The 19,898-nt window shown below is 45.8% G+C and carries 16 protein-coding genes; 3 read left to right on the forward strand and 13 right to left on the reverse strand.

What is annotated here, in order from left to right:
• Window positions 1-19: 19 nt before the first annotated feature.
• Window positions 20-292: a nucleoid-associated protein HU-alpha gene (gene hupA, locus AC6I7V_RS12980; protein ID WP_004729753.1), complete on the reverse strand. Its 273-nt coding sequence runs from the start codon at window positions 290-292 to the stop codon at window positions 20-22.
• 271 nt (window positions 293-563) lie between these two features.
• Here hupA and AC6I7V_RS12985 point away from each other — a divergent pair, with 271 nt between their 5' ends.
• Window positions 564-1,739, forward strand: coding sequence for a CNNM domain-containing protein (locus AC6I7V_RS12985; RefSeq protein ID WP_255229674.1), 1,176 nt, complete (start codon window positions 564-566; stop codon window positions 1,737-1,739).
• Between the two features lie 59 nt (window positions 1,740-1,798).
• Here AC6I7V_RS12985 and AC6I7V_RS12990 read toward each other — a convergent pair whose 3' ends face one another.
• Window positions 1,799-2,386, reverse strand: coding sequence for a YjaG family protein (locus AC6I7V_RS12990; protein WP_032549920.1), 588 nt, complete (start codon window positions 2,384-2,386; stop codon window positions 1,799-1,801).
• 71 nt (window positions 2,387-2,457) lie between these two features.
• On the opposite strand from AC6I7V_RS12990, the gene AC6I7V_RS12995 reads away from it, so the two are divergent.
• Window positions 2,458-3,384, forward strand: a complete 927-nt coding sequence (locus AC6I7V_RS12995) for a D-2-hydroxyacid dehydrogenase (protein ID WP_261882221.1) — start codon at window positions 2,458-2,460, stop codon at window positions 3,382-3,384.
• A gap of 4 nt (window positions 3,385-3,388) precedes the next feature.
• Here the strand turns inward: AC6I7V_RS12995 and AC6I7V_RS13000 are convergent, their stop codons facing one another.
• From AC6I7V_RS13000 to nudC, 3 genes are all read right to left on the reverse strand, one after another.
• Complete coding sequence (locus AC6I7V_RS13000) at window positions 3,389-3,934, reverse strand: DUF4136 domain-containing protein (RefSeq protein ID WP_261882222.1); 546 nt, start codon at window positions 3,932-3,934, stop codon at window positions 3,389-3,391.
• A gap of 772 nt (window positions 3,935-4,706) precedes the next feature.
• A complete protein-coding gene (gene hemE / locus AC6I7V_RS13005; RefSeq protein ID WP_032549917.1) occupies window positions 4,707-5,774 on the reverse strand; it encodes a uroporphyrinogen decarboxylase in 1,068 nt (355 codons plus the stop codon).
• A gap of 316 nt (window positions 5,775-6,090) precedes the next feature.
• Window positions 6,091-6,873, reverse strand: a complete 783-nt coding sequence (gene nudC, locus AC6I7V_RS13010) for an NAD(+) diphosphatase (protein WP_498011002.1) — start codon at window positions 6,871-6,873, stop codon at window positions 6,091-6,093.
• Between the two features lie 166 nt (window positions 6,874-7,039).
• Here nudC and rsd point away from each other — a divergent pair, with 166 nt between their 5' ends.
• Window positions 7,040-7,534, forward strand: coding sequence for a sigma D regulator (gene rsd / locus AC6I7V_RS13015; RefSeq protein WP_255229670.1), 495 nt, complete (start codon window positions 7,040-7,042; stop codon window positions 7,532-7,534).
• Between the two features lie 217 nt (window positions 7,535-7,751).
• Here the strand turns inward: rsd and rpoC are convergent, their stop codons facing one another.
• The 8 genes from rpoC to secE form a co-directional block, all read right to left on the reverse strand.
• A complete protein-coding gene (gene rpoC, locus AC6I7V_RS13020) occupies window positions 7,752-11,954 on the reverse strand; it encodes a DNA-directed RNA polymerase subunit beta' (RefSeq protein ID WP_032549914.1) in 4,203 nt (1,400 codons plus the stop codon).
• A 74-nt stretch (window positions 11,955-12,028) separates the two neighbouring features.
• Window positions 12,029-16,057 (reverse strand): DNA-directed RNA polymerase subunit beta, encoded by a 4,029-nt coding sequence (rpoB, locus tag AC6I7V_RS13025; RefSeq protein ID WP_255229668.1) that lies wholly within the window; start codon window positions 16,055-16,057, stop codon window positions 12,029-12,031.
• A gap of 235 nt (window positions 16,058-16,292) precedes the next feature.
• Window positions 16,293-16,661 (reverse strand): 50S ribosomal protein L7/L12, encoded by a 369-nt coding sequence (rplL, locus tag AC6I7V_RS13030; RefSeq protein ID WP_063524626.1) that lies wholly within the window; start codon window positions 16,659-16,661, stop codon window positions 16,293-16,295.
• 57 nt (window positions 16,662-16,718) lie between these two features.
• Entirely contained in the window at window positions 16,719-17,213 is a 495-nt protein-coding gene (gene rplJ / locus AC6I7V_RS13035; RefSeq protein WP_032549911.1) for a 50S ribosomal protein L10, read from the reverse strand.
• Window positions 17,214-17,453: 240 nt separating this feature from the next.
• Window positions 17,454-18,158 (reverse strand): 50S ribosomal protein L1, encoded by a 705-nt coding sequence (rplA, locus tag AC6I7V_RS13040; protein ID WP_032549910.1) that lies wholly within the window; start codon window positions 18,156-18,158, stop codon window positions 17,454-17,456.
• A 4-nt stretch (window positions 18,159-18,162) separates the two neighbouring features.
• On the reverse strand, window positions 18,163-18,591 hold the full coding sequence (rplK, locus tag AC6I7V_RS13045) for a 50S ribosomal protein L11 (protein ID WP_026084318.1): 429 nt from the start codon (window positions 18,589-18,591) through the stop codon (window positions 18,163-18,165).
• Window positions 18,592-18,803: 212 nt separating this feature from the next.
• On the reverse strand, window positions 18,804-19,352 hold the full coding sequence (nusG, locus tag AC6I7V_RS13050) for a transcription termination/antitermination protein NusG (protein ID WP_032549909.1): 549 nt from the start codon (window positions 19,350-19,352) through the stop codon (window positions 18,804-18,806).
• Window positions 19,353-19,365: 13 nt separating this feature from the next.
• On the reverse strand, window positions 19,366-19,743 hold the full coding sequence (gene secE / locus AC6I7V_RS13055) for a preprotein translocase subunit SecE (RefSeq protein ID WP_032549907.1): 378 nt from the start codon (window positions 19,741-19,743) through the stop codon (window positions 19,366-19,368).
• Between the last annotated feature and the right edge of the window lie 155 nt (window positions 19,744-19,898).

A 19,898-nucleotide genomic window follows, 5' to 3' on the forward strand; every position in this document is an offset into this window, starting at 1 on the left:
TACCTCGGTACAGTTTAGATTATTTCACTGAATCTTTCAGTGCTTTACCTGCAACAAATGCTGGAACATTTGCAGCAGCGATTTGAATCTCGTCACCAGTTTTTGGGTTACGACCAGTGCGAGCTGCACGGTGGTTTACTTTGAAAGTACCAAAACCAATTAGCTGAACTTGATCGCCATCTTTAAGAGCATCAGTTACGCCGCCAAGAGTCGCTTCTAACGCAGCTTTCGCTTGAGCTTTAGAAAGGTCCGCTTTTTCAGCAATAAAGTCGATTAATTGGGTCTTGTTCATTTTAGGTTTCCCTTCTTTGTATTTTTAAATTCAATTCACTCTAAAACATAAATGCCCCATCTGGCAAAGGTTTGTCGATGATCTTTGACTCTAATGCCGTAGTTTTAGCCATAATATGAGTAATAACTCACAATTTGTTACTCAAATTCCCTTCCAAGCCCTTGTTTAAAGGGGGCTGAGACTAAAATTAATGATGACCAAAGCATCAATTTTTTTCTATAATCCAGCTTGAATCGCTGACAAAGCGTACAAACTATCATTAAGGGCAAACATGCTGCTGTTAACTATCTACGTCTCCATTGCCATTGGAATTTCTTTTATCTGTTCTGTTTTGGAAGCTGTGTTACTGAGTATCAGTCCAAGCTACATCGCTCAACTCAAGCAACAAGGCCACCCTGCTGCTGAGTCGCTCGATAAGCTGAAAACAGACATTGATAGACCACTTGCTTCTATCCTAACGCTCAACACCATCGCGCATACTATCGGTGCTGCTACAGCGGGTGCACAAGCGGCAGTTGTGTTTGGTAGCCAGTGGCTAGGCGTGTTCTCTGCCGTACTGACTCTCGGCATTCTAGTCCTATCAGAAATCGTTCCTAAGACCATAGGTGCAACTTACTGGCGTCAACTTGCACCTGCGTCGTCAACGGTTCTGCGTTGGATGGTTTTCTTCCTAACACCTTTCGTATGGTTCTCTGAACAAATTACTAAGCGTCTAGCCCGCGGGCACGAAGCGCCAAAAATGCGCGACGAGCTATCTGCGATGGCGATCCTAGCAAAAGAGAGCGGTGAATTTGCGGAAGGTGAATCTAAAATTCTGAGTAACCTACTGGGCATTCAAAACGTCCCTGTCACTCAAGTTATGACGCCTCGTCCAGTCGTATTTCGTGTTGATGCAGAGATGACGATTAATGAGTTTCTTTCTGAACACAAAGATACGCCGTTCTCTCGCCCACTGGTTTACAGCGAGCAGAGTGACAACATTATTGGCTTCGTGCACCGTCTAGAGCTGTTCAAGCTTCAGCAATCAGGCAGCGGTGAAAAACAGCTTGGCTCGGTCATGCGCCCTATCCAAGTGGTATTGAACAACACAGCTCTACCAAAAGTGTTTGACCAGATGATGACGCACCGCCTGCAACTCGCACTTGTGGTTGACGAATATGGCACAGTACAAGGCCTTGTAACGCTAGAAGACATCTTTGAGCACCTCCTAGGTGAAGAGATCATCGATGAAGCCGACAAGAACACAGACATGCAAGAACTGGCGTTTCAGCGTTGGGAAAACTGGAAAGAGACCCACGGCGTAATCGAAAGCCGCGATGACGAGCATGAAGAAGAGCTCGAAGAGAAAGCTGAACAGAAAGAAGAACCAGAGGCTGCAGAAAAAACTGAAGCCGAAGCTGAGGTTAACCAAGACTCTGATGTCTCTTCAGCAGACAAGAAAGCATAATCAAGCACAGACAAGAAAGGCTCCAAACGGAGCCTTTCTTTTTACTATTCGATCGCAAGCTAGATGGCAACACCAATATTGCTGACAGGTTCTTCACGCAGTTCATGACGTAAATCTTTAATCAGCTCAATATCGCGCTCTGTGGTTTCACGTAGAGGGCGGAAAATAGCCCACTGAACGTCCCACTCTTCACATACTGCTTCGTTCTCTTTTTGGTTTTGGTTAGTCACTTCGTCTGCTCCTTGAGCAAACTCAAGATCGGCGACCGTCTTCACAGACTGTTGGCTAACCTTAATTACCGCTTCAAATAGATGTTCGCGGTCCAATAAGCCATGCAGCAGTGTAGCGAGACCTTGGCAAGCATCCATTGCAGGGTACACACCATAGAAGTCGAAATCTTCTGCACTCGGGAATAGCTCTTCAATTTTCTCTAGTTGACGCTCAAAGTTCACCTTCGCGGTTTTTACCGTTAGGATTTCCCAGACACTGTCTAACACATCACGGTAGATTCGTGCTTCGGCAAATTCTGTATTCTCACAAAACATGGCATAGTTAGGGTACATACGCTCACACAGACACGCCATGAAAGTAATTTGTTGCCAAGGTTCTAGTTTTTCAAGACGAACCTGAAGTGGATTCTGTAGCATAGTCACTCAATAGTTGCAGAAAAAGACAGCGAAAGTGTACTTGATAAACCTTAGGGAAAAAAGGTAAGCCGATGAACAATTTCACCAATAAACTCTATATTCTCACCGAGCACAACGAGACCTATCAACAACTGCTCCTTGAACACGCCTTACCCGACCTAGAAATCACTGAAACCGCTGCAGAAGCGGACATTGTGCTCGCTGCGCCGCCTCTGGTTGCCCAACGCCTAAACGAGTTCACCAAGCTAGACTGGCTGCAAAGCACCTACGCTGGTATTAATACACTCATCAGTTCTGAACTTCGTCAAGATTACACTCTCACCAACGTCAGAGGTATCTTCGGGCCACTCATTGCTGAATATGTGCTAGGTTATAGCATCAGCCACTACCGCCATTTTCAACACTACCACCAGCAACAAGCTCAAAAGCAGTGGCAACCACAGCTCTATCAATCACTCAACGGTCGTACTATGGTGATCCTCGGTACCGGTTCGATTGGTAGCCACCTTGCCAAAGTTGCACAAGCCTTCGGTCTTAAAGCGATTGGAGTAAACCGCACCGGCATACCACCACATCAAACATCGTTTGACAGCACTTACCATATTAACGAAGCGCACGTCGCGCTCAAGCAAGCGGATATCATCGTCAATACCCTACCCTCAACAGCGCAAACCAATAGGTTGCTCGATGGTGAACTGCTCAGTCATTGCCAAGGTGCACTGCTATTTAATGTAGGCCGTGGCAGTACACTCGATGAAGCAGGCCTTTTGTTGGCACTCAAAAACCGTTGGGTGGAACACGCTTTCTTGGATGTGTTTGAAAACGAACCTCTCGCAAAAGAGCATCCTTTCTGGGGACTACCACAAATCACTATCACCCCTCATATTGCAGCGCTTAGTGAGCCGTGTCAGGTCGTCGAGATATTCGCTAACAACTACCTGTCTTGGCGTGATGGCTTCCAACTCAAACACCAGATTGACTTCGACAAAGGGTACTAGCGGTTTACTTCGCTTGTGGCGCAGCAATTGGGTACTCTTCGAACATCTGCTGCACCTGGTCTTGAACGAATTCGTTTCGCTCTTCAGAGTCCATGGTTTCAGTTAGCTGTCTTTGAGAGACGGAGCGCCACACCACGTCGTTAGTTTGTGTATCAATCAAGTTGACACTGAGCTTGCCGTATTTCTTCTCTTTGACTCGAGTTGGCGTACTCACACCAGCGCCATAACGACTATTGATGCTACCCGTGCCAAAACCAAAACTAAATGTCGGTCCATCCGCTAGCAATTCAGAGGCTTCCAAAATCTCATAATGGACCGTCAACTGACCATCTGACTCAGACAAGCGCATCCCTCTTAAAGCCATCTCTTTGTCGACCGCTTTCTTAATTCGAGCGCCATCTAAGGTGACGGGCGTATTGGGATCCTCATGATACTGATAGGTTGAAAAACCACTAAAATCGACCGAGGAGTCGTAGTCGGTCGCCACGTCCGAAGCACAACCAGAAATCAGTAGCGCACTCAATAACCAAGCAAAACCCACTCTCAACATACTCAACTCCTTCGAATTTCCCCGTTATGTAGATCATAGTCGAAAATTATCGAGACACCTGTGGAAACACGTAGAATCGAGTAGGAGGAGGCCTCACGGCCTCCGTCCTCTCACACCACCGTACAAGCGTGTATCGCATACGGCGGTTCCAAGGTAGACTAACTTACGTTAGCTTAAGTCCACTATTTAACTTTAACGCCAATGTGGCTTGTCTCTCTTCGCTAGCAACAGATCCGTTTCCGACTTCACCATCATTATTAGCGGAGTTGTAGGGGTTCTACTTTTGACTGAGACTCCATACACACTGAGAATCTGTTAACTGTAGCCTTAAAACCTTGGTTCAGGCCTTCCCCACATTGTAGGTACTATGCCCTCTGCTGACTTCTTATCAATCTTCGTCTAGCATCACTGCTAGCCTAGTCTCGCGGACAATTGATAAGACCTCCCGAGGTAAGATGTCACCCTTTCCCATAGCTCTGCCTGATTTACATAATCACACTTCTGTTCGAGACTTTGGGCTATTCTATCTGTTGCTAGGTTACCCAAGTTGATTATGCCTACTATCAGATTTCTGTTCGTCAAAGCTATGTTTTGCCATTTGCTTCCTTCAGATTCCACCTCACGATGGACACCCTTGCATAGGCTAACGCTTCCTGCTCGACAAGGCGCGTAGAGGACTTTCACCTCCTAGGTTGACACCATGCTCGGCGCACAACGAAAAAGCCCCTCACTACAACAGTGAGGGGCTTTGGAAAAAATCTAATTTTAAGCGTTACTTATGGTAAGGCTTAGACAGCTCGTGTACCGCTTCTACGAACACGCCTGCATTTTCTGGCGGCACGTCTAGGTGAATACCGTGACCAAGGTTAAATACGTGGCCAGTACCCGCATCACCGAAACCTTCAAGAATCGTAGAGACTTCTTCACGGATACGCTCTGGAGAAGCATAAAGCATAGAAGGATCCATGTTACCTTGCAGTGCAACCTTGTCACCCACGCGTTTAACCGCATCTTGAATGTTGATTGTCCAGTCTAGACCAACTGCGTCACAGCCCGTCGCTGCGATCTGCTCTAGCCACATACCACCGTTCTTAGTGAATAGCGTCACTGGAACGCGACGACCATCATTTTCACGGATAAGACCATCAACAATCTTATGCATGTATTGCAGTGAGAACAGGTTGTAATCACGAGGAGTCAATACGCCACCCCAAGTATCAAATACCATCACTGATTGAGCACCCGCTTTGATTTGCGCGTTTAGATACTCGATAACGCTGTCTGCTAGCTTGTCTAGAAGCAGGTGCAGAGTTTGAGGTTCTGCGTACATCATCTTCTTGATCTTAGTGAATGCTTTCGAGCTGCCACCTTCAACCATGTAAGTCGCCAGCGTCCATGGGCTACCAGAGAAACCGATCAGTGGAACGTCACCGTTTAGGTCTTTGCGGATCTGGCGTACTGCGTTCATTACGTACTGCAATTCACCTTCTGGATCTGGCAGGCCAATTTTCTCTACGTCTGCTTTGCAGGTGATTGGCTTATCGAAAACCGGACCCTCGCCCGCAGCAAAGCGCAGTTCAAGACCCATAGCATCAGGAATCGTCAAAATATCTGAGAACAAGATTGCTGCATCAAGAGGGAAGCGACGTAGAGGTTGAAGCGTTACTTCAGATGCTAGTTCAGCGTTCTTACAAAGCGACATAAAATCACCCGCTTCAGCACGAGTTGCCTTGTACTCTGGAAGATAACGACCTGCCTGGCGCATCATCCATACTGGCGTGTAATCAACAGGCTGTTTTAAGAGTGCGCGTAGATAGCGATCATTTTTTAATTCGGTCATTCCGTAAATTCCAATTCAATCTTGTCTAGTTGTTGGCGTGTATTCTAACACTGATTGCAAGGTAAAAGCTGTGTGCTTTGCAACCTAGATCAAGTTATTAACTTTTAAATCAATGCTTAATTTGCACCCAATCATAGGCACATGTTAAAAATTTGTTCGCTAGCGAAAATTACAATTATAACACTGAGTTCCTACAACTCAGCATCTCATAACGACATCTTACTTACCCCCTCCACTTGTGGAGGGTTTTTTTTAGGTATTTGACCACCCAAAGACCAAATACTCCTGTAGGCCAACCCATCCTTTTCAGACAGAGTTAATCCGCAACGATATCTTCAATCGTCTGCTCAATCAGCGCTCTTGCAATAGTCCCTTTCGGCGCGACGTCTGGCATAGAATCTTTCGTAAACCATTGAGCATCAGACAATTCACTGTAGTCTGGCTTCAATACACCACCAGCGTAGTCGGCAAGAAAACCCATCATCATACTCGAAGGAAAAGCCCAAGGTTGGCTGCCGAAGTATCGGATGTTAGTCACATCGATTCCTGTTTCTTCTTTCACTTCACGAGCAACACACTGTTCGAGAGTCTCTCCGACTTCTAGGAAGCCCGCTATCACCGTATACATCCCGGTTTTGTGTCGTGGGTGCTGAGCAAGCAAAATCTTATTGTCGTGCCTTACAGCGACAATGATGCATGGAAAGATTCTTGGATAGTGCAACGTGCGACAATCACCACATTGCATTGCGACTTGGTTATGGTTGAGGTGATTGCGTCCGCCACATTGTGGGCAAAAACGCATGCTTTGGCTCATGTGACCGTACTGAATCGCTTTGCTAGCGAACAAAAATAGAGCCTCAGGCCAATGCAGCAATTCGCGCAGGCTTTGCATCTCAAATTGAAGATCGCTGTCTGAATCATTGAGCCAGTAAACATTGTGATTTTGATACTGACCAATGCATATCGCGTGTTCGGCATTCAGTTCGAAATCCACAGCAGTGCCAAACGGCAAACGACCTTCTGTGGTCCAAATATCACTCCCCGAGACGACACACCAATATGCTTTGTCCGTCATCTTACCGTCACCTTTTTTTAACATCCCTATGCCTCATTGCTTGCAGTTCGTTCATTTTACTGGCAATCTAATTTCATACTAGAGTTGTAGCCGATATTAATTCAGGCTATTACTTTTAGTAGCGTATAACAAATGGACCCCTACTTAAGCACTTATCATGATCACAAGGTTGTGATCAGATCATGAGGACATGGTCATGCTAAATAAATTTAAACAAGTACAAGAACAATGGGGTGGCTCGAATGAGGTCATCGATCATTGGCTCGAAACTCGACAGTCTCTAATCGTCGAGTATTGCAAGCTAGGTACTCTTCAGCCAGCAAACGGGCAATCAAACGTTGTTGAACTCCCTTCTCCTAAAGAAATCAGCTCATTTTGCGATCATGTTGTTGATTATATCTCTGAAGGTCATTTTAAGATCTACGATATGGTCATGGAAAAATGGCAAGCAACTGGCTTTAAGACCAATAACGAAATCGACACTACTTACGCGAAGATCGTCCTCACCACTGAGCCGCTGCTAGAGTTCAACGATAAATACGTAAAAGTAAGTGCGGATGATGAATTACCGGACTTCGAGGCAGACATGTCGAAGGTTGGAGAACTACTCGAAGTGCGTTTTGAAGTGGAAGACCATCTGATCCAGCTTATTGCCGACAGTCTAGCGATTCCGCCAGGCGCATAAGCAAGAAACGAAAAAGAAGATTAAATCATGAGGGTTGGCGTTAATGGCGTCAGCCCTTTTGCGTTTTTAGAACAGCATTCCCAATAGTAAAAACTCATAATTCGAGTTCTCTTTAAACGGTGATTCCCGACTCACCCATTCGTTAAATGACGCTTTCTCTTTCACCCAAAAACAAAAAAGGCACCCGAAGGTGCCTTTTCTTTTAAGCTCTTAACGATTACTCGTCAGAAGAGAAGCCTGCATTTAGAAGTGCAGCTAGGTTGTCAGTAGCTTGTTCAGCTGAAGGACCTTCTTGCTCTTCTTCGCGCTTAGCTTGACGCTCTTGGTGGTATGCGAAACCAGTACCAGCTGGGATCAGACGACCAACAATTACGTTCTCTTTCAGACCACGTAGGTCATCACGCTTACCAGAAACCGCAGCTTCTGTTAGTACGCGAGTTGTCTCCTGGAACGATGCCGCAGAGATGAACGACTCAGTTGCTAGAGATGCTTTAGTAATACCTAGTAGTTCGCGCTCGAAGCGTACTAGTTCTTTACCTTCCGCTTCTAGAGCACGGTTAGCAATCTTAACTTGTGAGTATTCAACTTGCTCGCCAGGTAGGAACTCAGAGTCACCTGCGTGCGTGATTGTACACTTACGTAGCATTTGACGAACGATAGTCTCGATGTGTTTATCGTTAATCTTTACGCCTTGTAGACGGTAAACTTCTTGAACTTCGTTCGCAATGTACTGAGTCACAGCGTGAATACCACGTAGACGTAGGATGTCATGTGGAGTTTCTGGACCGTCAGCGATTACATCACCACGTTCAATCTTCTCACCTTCAAACACGTTCAGTTGACGATGCTTAGGAATCATCTCTTCGTAAGTTTCGCCACCCTCGCGAGTGATAACTAGACGACGCTTACCTTTCGTTTCTTTACCGAAAGACACAGTACCTGTGTGCTCAGCAAGGATCGCAGGCTCTTTAGGCTTACGAGCTTCGAATAGGTCTGCTACGCGTGGTAGACCACCGGTGATATCTTTGTTACCGCCAGATTTCTGAGGGATACGTGCAAGCGTGTCACCAATGCCAACTTCTGCGCCATCTTCGATGTTTACAATCGCTTTACCAGGTAGGAAGTAGTGAGCTGGCATATCAGTACCAGGGATCATTACGTCGTTGCCTGCTGCATCAACAAGTTTGATAGCTGGACGCATATCTTTACCTGCTGCTGGACGCGCTGCTGCATCAGTTACTTCAGAAGAAGATAGACCTGTTAGGTCATCTGTCTGACGAGAAACTGTTACGCCATCGATCATGTCTACGAACTGGATGCGACCTGCCACTTCAGTGATGATTGGCATAGTATGCGCTTCCCAGTTAGCTACAACTTCACCCGCATCTACTGAATCTTCGTGACCTTTAGTCAGCGTAGAACCGTAAGGAAGTTTGTGCTTCTCTTTCGTACGACCGAACTCATCAACGATGGTTAGTTCAGATGCACGAGAAGTGATTACAAGCTTCTTGTCTTTGTTGATAACGAATTTAGCGTTGTGTAGCTTAACAGTACCTGTAGTCTTAGCTTGGATGCTGTTCTCTGCTGCTGCAGTAGATGCCGCACCACCGATGTGGAACGTACGCATCGTTAGCTGTGTACCCGGTTCACCGATAGATTGTGCAGCGATAACACCCACTGCTTCACCTTGGTTCACTAGGTGACCACGTGCTAGGTCACGACCGTAACACTGTGCACAACAACCGAAGTCAGCGTCACACGTTACAACTGAACGTACTTTGATGCTGTCTACAGAGTTGTCTTCCATGATCTGACACCACTTCTCATCAATCAGAGTATTACGTGGAATTAGAACATCTTCAGAACCAGGCTTAAGAACGTCTTCAGCTACTACACGACCTAGAGCAAGCTCAGAAAGTGCAACTTTTACGTCACCACCTTCGATGTGAGGCATCATGTCGATACCTTCGTGCGTGCCACAGTCATGTTCGTGTACTACAACGTCTTGAGCAACGTCTACTAGACGACGAGTTAGGTAACCCGAGTTCGCTGTTTTCAGTGCCGTATCCGCAAGACCCTTACGAGCACCGTGCGTTGAGATAAAGTACTGAAGTACGTTTAGACCTTCTTTAAAGTTCGCAGTGATCGGTGTCTCGATGATTGAGCCATCTGGACGTGCCATCAGACCACGCATACCTGCTAGCTGACGAATCTGAGCTGCAGAACCACGAGCGCCCGAGTCGGCCATCATGTAGATGCTGTTGAACGATTCTTGCTGCTCTTCTTCACCGTCACGGTTGATAACAGTTTCAGAAGATAGGTTATCCATCATCGCTTTCGCAACGCGGTCGTTCGTAGACGCCCAGATATCGATAACTTTGTTGTAACGCTCACCCGCAGTAACAAGACCAGATTGGAATTGCTCTTGGATTTCACGAACTTCTTCTTCAGCAGATTCGATCTCATCGTATTTCGCTTGAGGAACAACCATGTCGTTGATACCTACAGAAACACCAGAAAGTGCTGCGTATGCAAAACCTGCGTACATGATTTGGTCAGCAAAGACGACAGTGTCTTTTAGGCCAAGCTTACGGTAAGCCTCGTTAAGCAGGTTAGAAATCTGTTTCTTACCAAGCTTTTGGTTAACTAGGCTGAACGGTAGGCCCGCTGGAACGATTTGCCATAGCATTGCACGGCCGACAGTTGTATCAACCATCTTCGTTTCAGTTGTGCTGTTACCATCTTCGTCTTTAACAGTCTCAGTGATACGAACTTTAACGCGAGCGTGTAGCTCAGCAGTCTTAGTACGGTATGCCTTCTCAGCCTCTGCAGGGCCTGCAAGGTACATACCTTCGCCTTTCACGTTGATCTTGTCACGAGTCATGTAGTAAAGACCCAATACAACGTCCTGAGAAGGTACGATGATCGGATCACCTGACGCTGGCGACAGAATGTTGTTTGTCGACATCATCAGTGTACGTGCTTCAAGCTGTGCTTCTAGAGTTAGAGGCACGTGTACCGCCATTTGGTCACCATCGAAGTCGGCGTTATATGCCGCACACACTAGTGGGTGAAGCTGGATCGCTTTACCTTCGATTAGTACTGGTTCAAACGCTTGGATACCTAGACGGTGAAGTGTAGGTGCACGGTTAAGCAGTACTGGGTGTTCGCGGATTACTTCGTCTAGGATATCCCAAACGATAGCTTCTTCGCGCTCTACCATCTTCTTAGCAGCTTTGATTGTCGTAGCCATGCCACGAGTCTCTAGCTTGCTATAGATGAACGGCTTAAATAGCTCAAGTGCCATCTTCTTAGGAAGACCACACTGATGTAGACGAAGGTATGGACCTACTGTGATTACAGAACGGCCAGAGTAGTCTACACGTTTACCTAGAAGGTTCTGACGGAAACGACCTTGTTTACCCTTGATCATATCAGCAAGAGATTTCAGAGGACGCTTGTTCGAACCTGTGATCGCACGACCGCGGCGACCGTTATCTAGAAGTGCATCAACAGACTCTTGCAGCATACGCTTTTCGTTACGTACGATGATGTCCGGAGCAGCTAGCTCTAGAAGACGCTTCAAACGGTTGTTACGGTTGATCACACGACGGTAAAGGTCGTTCAGATCTGAAGTCGCAAAACGACCGCCATCTAGAGGTACTAGAGGACGTAGATCTGGCGGAAGAACCGGAAGTACAGTCAGAATCATCCATTGTGGATCGTTACCCGATGCAATGAAGGCTTCAACTAGCTTCAGGCGCTTAGTGATCTTCTTACGCTTAGTTTCAGAGTTAGTTGTTTCCAACTCTTCGCGCATTTCTTCCACTTCTTGATGAAGGTCCATTGTTGCAAGCAGATCTTTGATCGCTTCTGCACCCATCTTAGCAGTGAATTCATCACCCCACTCTTCTAGACGATCCAGATACTCTTCTTCAGTAAGCATCTGAGATTTTTCTAGATCAGTCATACCTGGTTCAGTTACTACGTACATTTCGAAGTAAAGAACACGTTCGATATCACGTAGAGGGATATCCATTAGTAGACCGATACGAGACGGTAGCGATTTTAGGAACCAGATGTGAGCAACTGGTGAAGCAAGCTCGATGTGGCCCATACGGTCACGACGAACTTTAGTTTGTGTAACTTCTACGCCACACTTCTCACAGATAACACCACGGTGTTTCAGACGCTTGTATTTGCCACAAAGACATTCGTAGTCTTTAACTGGACCAAAGATACGCGCACAGAACAGACCATCGCGCTCAGGTTTGAACGTACGATAGTTGATCGTCTCAGGTTTTTTAACTTCACCGAAAGACCATGAACGGATCATGTCTGGTGAAGATAGACCGATTTTGATTGCATCAAATTCTTCGGTCTTATGCTGCGCTTTTAGAAAGTTTAATAAGTCTTTCACAATCAGCTCCTGTAAGGAGTTAAAAGGAGCTCACCCGCAAAAGTGAGCACCTTCTACCAATAATCCCGTGGGGATTACTCTTCGTCTTCTAGCTCGATGTTAATACCTAGCGAGCGGATCTCTTTCAACAGTACGTTGAACGATTCTGGCATGCCAGGTTCCATGCTATGGTTGCCATCTACGATGTTCTTATACATCTTAGTACGGCCGTTAACGTCATCCGACTTAACTGTTAGCATTTCTTGAAGCGTGTAAGCAGCACCGTATGCTTCTAGTGCCCATACTTCCATCTCACCGAAACGCTGACCACCGAACTGAGCTTTACCACCAAGTGGTTGCTGAGTTACTAGGCTGTAAGAACCAGTTGAACGAGCGTGCATCTTGTCATCAACAAGGTGGTTTAGTTTCAGCATGTACATGTAACCAACAGTTACAGGACGCTCAAACGCATCACCAGTACGACCATCAAACAGAGTTAGCTGACCAGATTCTGGTAGGTCACCCAGTTTAAGTAGTTCTTTGATTAACGTTTCAGAAGCACCATCGAACACAGGAGTAGCAATCGGTAGACCGCCACGTAGGTTCTTGATCAGAGTACGAACTTGATCATCAGACAGTTCAGCAATGTCAACTTTCTGACGAGTATCACCAAGATCGTAAACCTTCTGTAGGAACTCACGGAACTTATGCAGTTCTTGTTGTTCCTTAACCATTTGGTTGATCTTGTCACCGATACCTTTCGCAGCCAGACCTAAGTGTACTTCTAGGATCTGACCGATGTTCATACGCGATGGTACACCCAGTGGGTTTAGTACGATGTCGACAGGTTGGCCTTTCTCATCGTATGGCATGTCTTCAACAGGGTTAATCTTAGAGATTACACCTTTGTTACCGTGACGACCCGCCATCTTGTCACCAGGCTGGATGCGACGTTTAACTGCTAGGTAAACCTTAACAATCTTCAGTACGCCAGGCGCTAGATCATCACCTTGAGTGATCTTACGACGCTTAGTTTCAAACTTCTTATCGAAGTCAGCTTTTAGCTCATCCCACTGCTCAGCAAGCTGCTCAAGCTGTGATTGTAGCGCGTCGTCTTCTAGTGTTTGCTCTAGCCACTTCTTACGGCCGATTGCATCAAGCTTAGCTTCAGAGTAACCACCAGACAGAAGAACAGCTTTAACACGGTTAAGAAGGCCACCCTCAAGAATTTGGAACTCTTCAGTTAGGTCTTTCTTCGCTTCTTTAAGCTGCATCTGTTCGATTTCAAGTGCACGCTTGTCTTTCTCTACGCCATCGCGAGTAAAGACTTGTACATCGATGATCGTACCTGAAACAGAGTTTGGTACACGTAGAGAAGTATCTTTAACATCAGATGCTTTCTCACCGAAGATTGCACGTAGTAGCTTCTCTTCAGGAGTCAGTTGAGTTTCACCTTTAGGTGTTACTTTACCAACTAGGATGTCGCCACCCTTAACTTCAGCACCAATGTAAACAATACCTGACTCGTCTAGTTTAGACAGAGCAGACTCACCTACGTTTGGAATATCCGCTGTGATCTCTTCAGAGCCCAGCTTAGTATCACGAGCCACACAAGATAGTTCTTGGATGTGGATAGTCGTGAAACGGTCTTCTTGAACTACGCGCTCAGATACTAAGATCGAGTCTTCGAAGTTGTAGCCGTTCCAAGGCATGAATGCGATACGCATGTTTTGACCAAGTGCTAGCTCACCAAGGTCTGTTGAAGGACCGTCAGCCAGTACGTCACCGCGTGCTACTGGCTCGCCAGGTAGTACGGTAGGACGTTGGTTAATACATGTGTTTTGGTTAGAACGCGTGTACTTAGTTAGGTTGTAGATGTCGATACCAGCTTCGCCAGGTACTAGCTCATCTTCGTTAACCTTAACTACGATACGAGAAGCGTCTACAGACTGAATCATACCACCACGTTTAGCTACGGCTGTTACACCAGAGTCTACTGCGATGTTACGTTCGATACCTGTACCAACTAGAGGCTTATCAGCTTTTAGAGTTGGAACTGCTTGACGTTGCATGTTCGCACCCATCAATGCACGGTTCGCATCATCGTGTTCTAGGAACGGGATAAGCGATGCAGCGATAGATACTACTTGGTTTGTCGCAACGTCCATGTAGTCAACGTGGTCACGTGGGTGAAGACCAGATTCACCTTTCTGACGAGCAGTGATTAGCTCATCTGCGAACGTACCTTCTTCAGTAAGAACGGTGTTCGCCTGTGCGATTACAAATTGACCTTCCTGGATTGCAGATAGGTAATCTACTTCGTCTGTTACAACACCATCTACTACGCGACGGTACGGAGTTTCTAGGAAACCGTAGTCGTTACAACGCGCAAATGCAGATAGCGAGTTAATTAGACCGATGTTTGGACCTTCAGGCGTTTCGATCGGACATAGACGACCGTAGTGAGTTACGTGAACGTCACGTACTTCGAAGCCTGCGCGCTCACGAGTAAGACCACCTGGACCTAAAGCAGAAATACGACGCTTGTGCGTTACTTCTGACAATGGGTTGTTTTGGTCCATGAACTGTGAAAGCTGTGAAGAGCCAAAGAATTCTTTAACAGCAGCAGAAATAGGCTTAGCGTTGATTAGGTCTTGAGGCATGATCGCATCAAGATCACCAAGGCTTAGGCGCTCTTTAACAGCACGTTCTACACGAACTAGACCAACACGGAATTGGTTCTCTGCCATTTCACCTACTGAACGGATACGACGGTTACCTAGGTGGTCGATATCATCAACTTCACCTTTACCGTTACGGATAGCGATCAGCTTCTTCATCACTTCGATGATGTCTGATTCGTCTAGCGTACCGCGCTCTTCTTCTTCTTCACGCTCGATAGAGCTGTTGAACTTCATACGGCCTACTGTTGATAGGTCGTAGCGCTCTTCAGAGAAGAATAGGCTTTCGAATAGAGCTTCTGCAGCTTCTTTTGTTGGTGGCTCGCCAGGGCGCATCATGCGGTAGATTTCTACAAGCGCAGAGATGCGATCTACCGTGCTGTCTGCACGTAGAGTGTCTGACATGAATGGACCGTGGTCTAGGTCATTCGTGAACAGTACTTCTAGAGCTTTGTGACCTGCTTGAGATAGGTTAGCAAGTGCCTCTAGGCTGATCTCTTGGTTTGCACCAACAATGATCTCGCCAGTTGCTTCGTTGATGTAATCTTTCGATGCAACTTTACCAACGATGTACTCTACTGGTACTTCGATGTGTTCAACGCCATCTTTCTCAAGTTGACGGATGTGACGAGCAGTAACACGACGACCAGTCTCAACGTAAACTTTGCCGTTTGCTTCGATGTCGAATGACGCAGTTTCACCACGTAGACGATCAGGAACAAGCTCCATAAGTAGAGTTTGGTCTTTCACTTCGAAGTTCACTTTCTCGAAGAATAGATCCAGGATCTCTTCTGTCGACTTACCTAGTGCACGAAGGATGATTGAAGCTGGTAGCTTACGACGACGGTCGATACGTACGAATAAGTTATCCTTAGGATCGAACTCAAAGTCTAACCATGAGCCACGGTAAGGAATTACACGTGCGTTATAAAGAACTTTACCTGATGAGTGGGTTTTACCCTTATCACTGTCGAAGAACACGCCTGGGCTTCGGTGCAGCTGGGATACGATAACCCTCTCGGTACCATTGATTACGAAAGTACCATTGTCTGTCATAAGCGGAATTTCGCCCATGTAGACTTCTTGTTCTTTAATGTCTTTTACAGTACCTGCTGGCGCATCTTTATCAAAGATAACTAGACGTAGTTTAACGCGTAGTGGCTTTGAGTAAGTTACACCGCGGATTTGACATTCTTTAACGTCAAAAACTGGCTCACCAAGACGGTAGCTAACGTATTGCAGCTCAGAATTGCCGTTGTAGCTCTGAATTGGAAATACAGAACGAAAAGCAGCCTCAAGACCGTATTGACCTTCAGGATCCTGTTCGATGAATTTGTCGAAAGAATCAAGCTGGATCGATAACAGGTATGGAATGTCCAAAACTTGTGGACGAGTACCAAAGTCCTTACGGATGCGCTTTTTCTCGGTATAAGAGTAAACCATGGGGTTCCTCAGCTCGCTGATAAGTGACCCAAACTACCCAAAACACTCCTCGGAGGGGGTAGTGACTAACAGCTGTTTACTGTAGTGAACGACTATCTTGGAAAGGTAATCGTTTTTTTGCTCAGGTTATGACGTTTAAACAGCGGGAAAATTCGTCATAGCCCTACAGCGCAAAAAGGCCGGTGGTTATTTAACCACCAGCCAATAGCCGTTAGGCTAAGAAATTAAGTAATAATTACTTAACTTCAACAGAAGCGCCTGCTTCTTCTAGCTGTGCTTTAAGAGCTTCAGCTTCAGCTTTGTCAACGCCTTCTTTTAGAGGTGCTGGAGCTGAGTCTACAAGACCTTTAGCTTCTTTAAGACCTAGGCCAGTTGCGCCACGTACAGCTTTGATAACTTGTACTTTGTTAGAACCAGCAGAAGTTAGGATAACGTCGAATTCAGTTTGCTCAGCAGCAGCTTCGCCACCAGCAGCGCCGCCAGCTACAACAGCAGCTGCAGCAGATACGCCGAATTTCTCTTCCATAGCTTCGATAAGCTCAACAACTTGCATTACAGACATTTCTGCAACTGCGTCTAGGATTTGCTCGTTAGTAATAGACATAACAATTCTCTTTTAAGTCAACAATAAGTTTAATTAGCAACCAGTGAAAAGCAAGGCTTATGCCGCAGCTTCTTCTTTTTGGTCACGTAGTGCAGCGATAGTACGAACCAGCTTGCCTGCAGAAGCTTCTTTCATGCACATCATTAGGCGTGCAATTGCTTCGTCGTAAGTTGGTAGTGTCGCTAGTACTTCAGCATCAGTAACTGTGCCTTCAAATGCAGCAGCTTTGATCTCGAAATCTTTGTTCTCTTTAGCGAAGTCTTTGAAAAGACGCGCTGCAGCACCTGGGTGCTCGTTAGAGAACGCGATCAGAGTTGGACCAGTGAAAGTGTCAGTTAGACACTCGTAGTCTGTACCCTGAACCGCACGACGTGCTAGTGTGTTACGAACAACTTTCATGTAAACACCCGCTTCGCGAGCTTGTTTACGTAGAGAAGTCATTGCGCCAACTTCAACGCCACGAGAATCAGCTACAACTGCAGAAAGTGCACCATTAGCTGCTTCGTTGACTTCAGCAACAATTGCTTTTTTGTCTTGAAGATTTAAAGCCATTTGGTTTAACCTCTGGTTGTGATTACAGCACTCATTACAGTGTGTAATGAGCGTTTACGATGCTAATAAACATGAATCACTTCATTTAAATTAGGCATCGCCTACGTAGGTTTTATTAAGCTATAACTCCGAAAAGCACAGCGCCTACGGTCTTGGGATAGATGATTTGAATCGCTTCAAAAATCACCCAACCACAAATATTAGGCGCAGAAGTATATACTAAATCTGCGCCTAAGCAAATTAGTTTGCTTGAGTGTTCAGGCTAGCCTGATCAACAGCAACACCAGCACCCATAGTAGTAGAGATGCTTACTTTCTTCAGGAAAGTACCTTTCGCTGAAGAAGGCTTAGCTTTCTTAAGAGCAACTAGCAGAGCTTCAAGGTTTTCTTGAATCTGGTTAGCTTCGAAAGACGCTTTACCGATAGTAGTGTGGATGATGCCGTTCTTGTCGTTACGGTAACGAACCTGACCAGCTTTAGCGTTCTTAACAGCTTCAGCAACGTTAGGAGTTACAGTACCAACTTTAGGGTTTGGCATAAGGCCGCGTGGACCTAGGATAGTACCTAGTTGACCAACAACGCGCATTGCATCTGGAGAAGCAACAACTACGTCGAAGTTCATTTCGCCTTTCTTCACTTGCTCAGCAAGATCTTCCATACCAACAACATCTGCGCCAGCTTCTTTAGCTGCTTCTGCGTTTGCACCTTGAGTGAACACAGCAACGCGGATTTCACGGCCAGTACCGTGAGGTAGCACAGTAGCGCCACGTACGTTTTGGTCAGATTTACGAGCATCGATGCCTAGGTTAACAGCAACATCAACAGACTCAACAAATTTAGCAGTAGCTAGTTCTTTAAGAAGAGCAACAGCTTCGTTGATTTCGTACTCTTTAGTTACGTCAACTTTTTCGCGGATTACGCGCATACGCTTAGTAAGTTTTGCCATCTTATTAACCCTCTACCACTAGGCCCATTGAACGAGCAGTACCAGCGATTGAACGCTTCATTGCTTCGATGTCAGCACCAGTCATATCAGCAGCTTTAGTTTCTGCGATTTCTTGGATTTGAGCGTCAGTTACAGTACCCACTTTTTCAGTGTTTGGACGACCTGAACCAGACTTAACGCCAGCAGCTTTCTTAAGAAGAACAGCAGCAGGTGGAGTCTTAGTTACGAACGTGAAAGAACGATCGTTGTATACAGTAATAACTACTGGAGTCGGTAGACCTTTCTCAACAGATTCTGTTTTTGCGTTGAACGCTTTACAGAATTCCATGATGTTAACACCGTGTTGACCTAGAGCAGGACCAACCGGTGGCGACGGGTTTGCCATACCAGCTGCAACTTGCAGTTTGATATAAGCTTCAACTTTCTTAGCCATGATATTTCCTAATATTTGGGTACATGCGCTAGCCGTAAGGCAAGCTCCCCATAATTTCAATGAACGCTTTTTACTTCCTCAGAAGTAAAAAGGCGCGAAATTATAATCATAATTCGCGCCTTAAACAACCCTAAAAAGGTGATTTTTTATACTCTTTTAATTTGAACAAGTTGCTAATAAGTTATCCACAATTTTGTTCAACTATTCGAGTCTTAGTCCAGCTTTTCAACCTGACCGAATTCAAGCTCAACAGGCGTTGCACGACCAAAGATCGATACAGAAACCTTAATGCGGCTCTTCTCGTAATCCACTTCTTCAACTGTACCGTTGAAATCAGCAAATGGACCATCGTTCACACGAACCACTTCACCAGCTTCGAACATAGTCTTAGGACGTGGAGCTTCGCTCGCTTTCTCTAGACGGTTCAGAATCGCATCAGCTTCTTTATCAGTGATTGGTGCAGGACGATCAGAGGTACCACCAATGAAGCCCATAACACGCGGAATGCTGCGTACTAAGTGCCATGATTCGTCATTCATGATCATCTGAACTAATACGTAGCCAGGGAAGAATTTACGTTCACTCTTACGACGTTGACCCGCGCGCATTTCCACTACTTCTTCAGTAGGTACTAGCACATCGCCAAACAGTTCTTCCATGTTGTGCATTTTAATATGTTCGCGTAGCGATTGAGCCACACGACCTTCAAAGCCAGAGAAGGCTTGAACTACATACCAACGTTTTTTTGGAGCTTCACTCATGAATCAGAACCCTCTATACCCCAGTCACAAAGGCAACTAGACGAACCATAATGCCGTCGATGCCCCATAGTGCTAGAGCCATAACAATACTTACAGCTAGAACGATCAATGTGGTTTGCATAGTTTCTTGGCGTGTAGGCCAAACCACTTTACGAATCTCCATACGAGATTCTTTTGCAAATTCGATCGCAGCTTTACCTTTAGTTGTTGTTGCTGCAACGCCTAGTGCGGCAGCAATCAGCACAACTACACCTGCAGCGCGAATTACAACTGATAATTCACCATACAGGTAATTACCCACAACAGCGGCGGCTAGCAGAACAAAAGCGACAATCCACTTCATTGTATCTGCTGCACTTGAGCTATCAGGAGTCTCAGCGTTTGCTTTCATAAAACCAACCTGTGATAAGTCTTAAATATAGACGACAATAACCCCGCTGTTGCAGGGCACATTCCTTTGCGTTGCAGAACAACACATCTAACAGTCATTTTAGTCAAAAATGATCGTTTTATTCTTTGCTAAGAGACAAAGTTGCTGTGATTTCA

This window comes from Vibrio sp. KUL70 (genome assembly GCF_059725515.1).

Coding starts and splice junctions, on each gene's coding strand:
- hupA (WP_004729753.1), bottom strand. CDS start 292: ATGAACAAGACCCAATTAATCGACTTTATTGCTGAAAAAGCGGACCTT.
- AC6I7V_RS12985 (WP_255229674.1), top strand. CDS start 564: ATGCTGCTGTTAACTATCTACGTCTCCATTGCCATTGGAATTTCTTTT.
- AC6I7V_RS12990 (WP_032549920.1), bottom strand. CDS start 2,386: ATGCTACAGAATCCACTTCAGGTTCGTCTTGAAAAACTAGAACCTTGG.
- AC6I7V_RS12995 (WP_261882221.1), top strand. CDS start 2,458: ATGAACAATTTCACCAATAAACTCTATATTCTCACCGAGCACAACGAG.
- AC6I7V_RS13000 (WP_261882222.1), bottom strand. CDS start 3,934: ATGTTGAGAGTGGGTTTTGCTTGGTTATTGAGTGCGCTACTGATTTCT.
- hemE (WP_032549917.1), bottom strand. CDS start 5,774: ATGACCGAATTAAAAAATGATCGCTATCTACGCGCACTCTTAAAACAG.
- nudC (WP_498011002.1), bottom strand. CDS start 6,873: ATGTTAAAAAAAGGTGACGGTAAGATGACGGACAAAGCATATTGGTGT.
- rsd (WP_255229670.1), top strand. CDS start 7,040: ATGGTCATGCTAAATAAATTTAAACAAGTACAAGAACAATGGGGTGGC.
- rpoB (WP_255229668.1), bottom strand. CDS start 16,057: ATGGTTTACTCTTATACCGAGAAAAAGCGCATCCGTAAGGACTTTGGT.
- rplL (WP_063524626.1), bottom strand. CDS start 16,661: ATGTCTATTACTAACGAGCAAATCCTAGACGCAGTTGCAGAAATGTCT.
- rplJ (WP_032549911.1), bottom strand. CDS start 17,213: ATGGCTTTAAATCTTCAAGACAAAAAAGCAATTGTTGCTGAAGTCAAC.
- rplA (WP_032549910.1), bottom strand. CDS start 18,158: ATGGCAAAACTTACTAAGCGTATGCGCGTAATCCGCGAAAAAGTTGAC.
- rplK (WP_026084318.1), bottom strand. CDS start 18,591: ATGGCTAAGAAAGTTGAAGCTTATATCAAACTGCAAGTTGCAGCTGGT.
- nusG (WP_032549909.1), bottom strand. CDS start 19,352: ATGAGTGAAGCTCCAAAAAAACGTTGGTATGTAGTTCAAGCCTTCTCT.
- secE (WP_032549907.1), bottom strand. CDS start 19,743: ATGAAAGCAAACGCTGAGACTCCTGATAGCTCAAGTGCAGCAGATACA.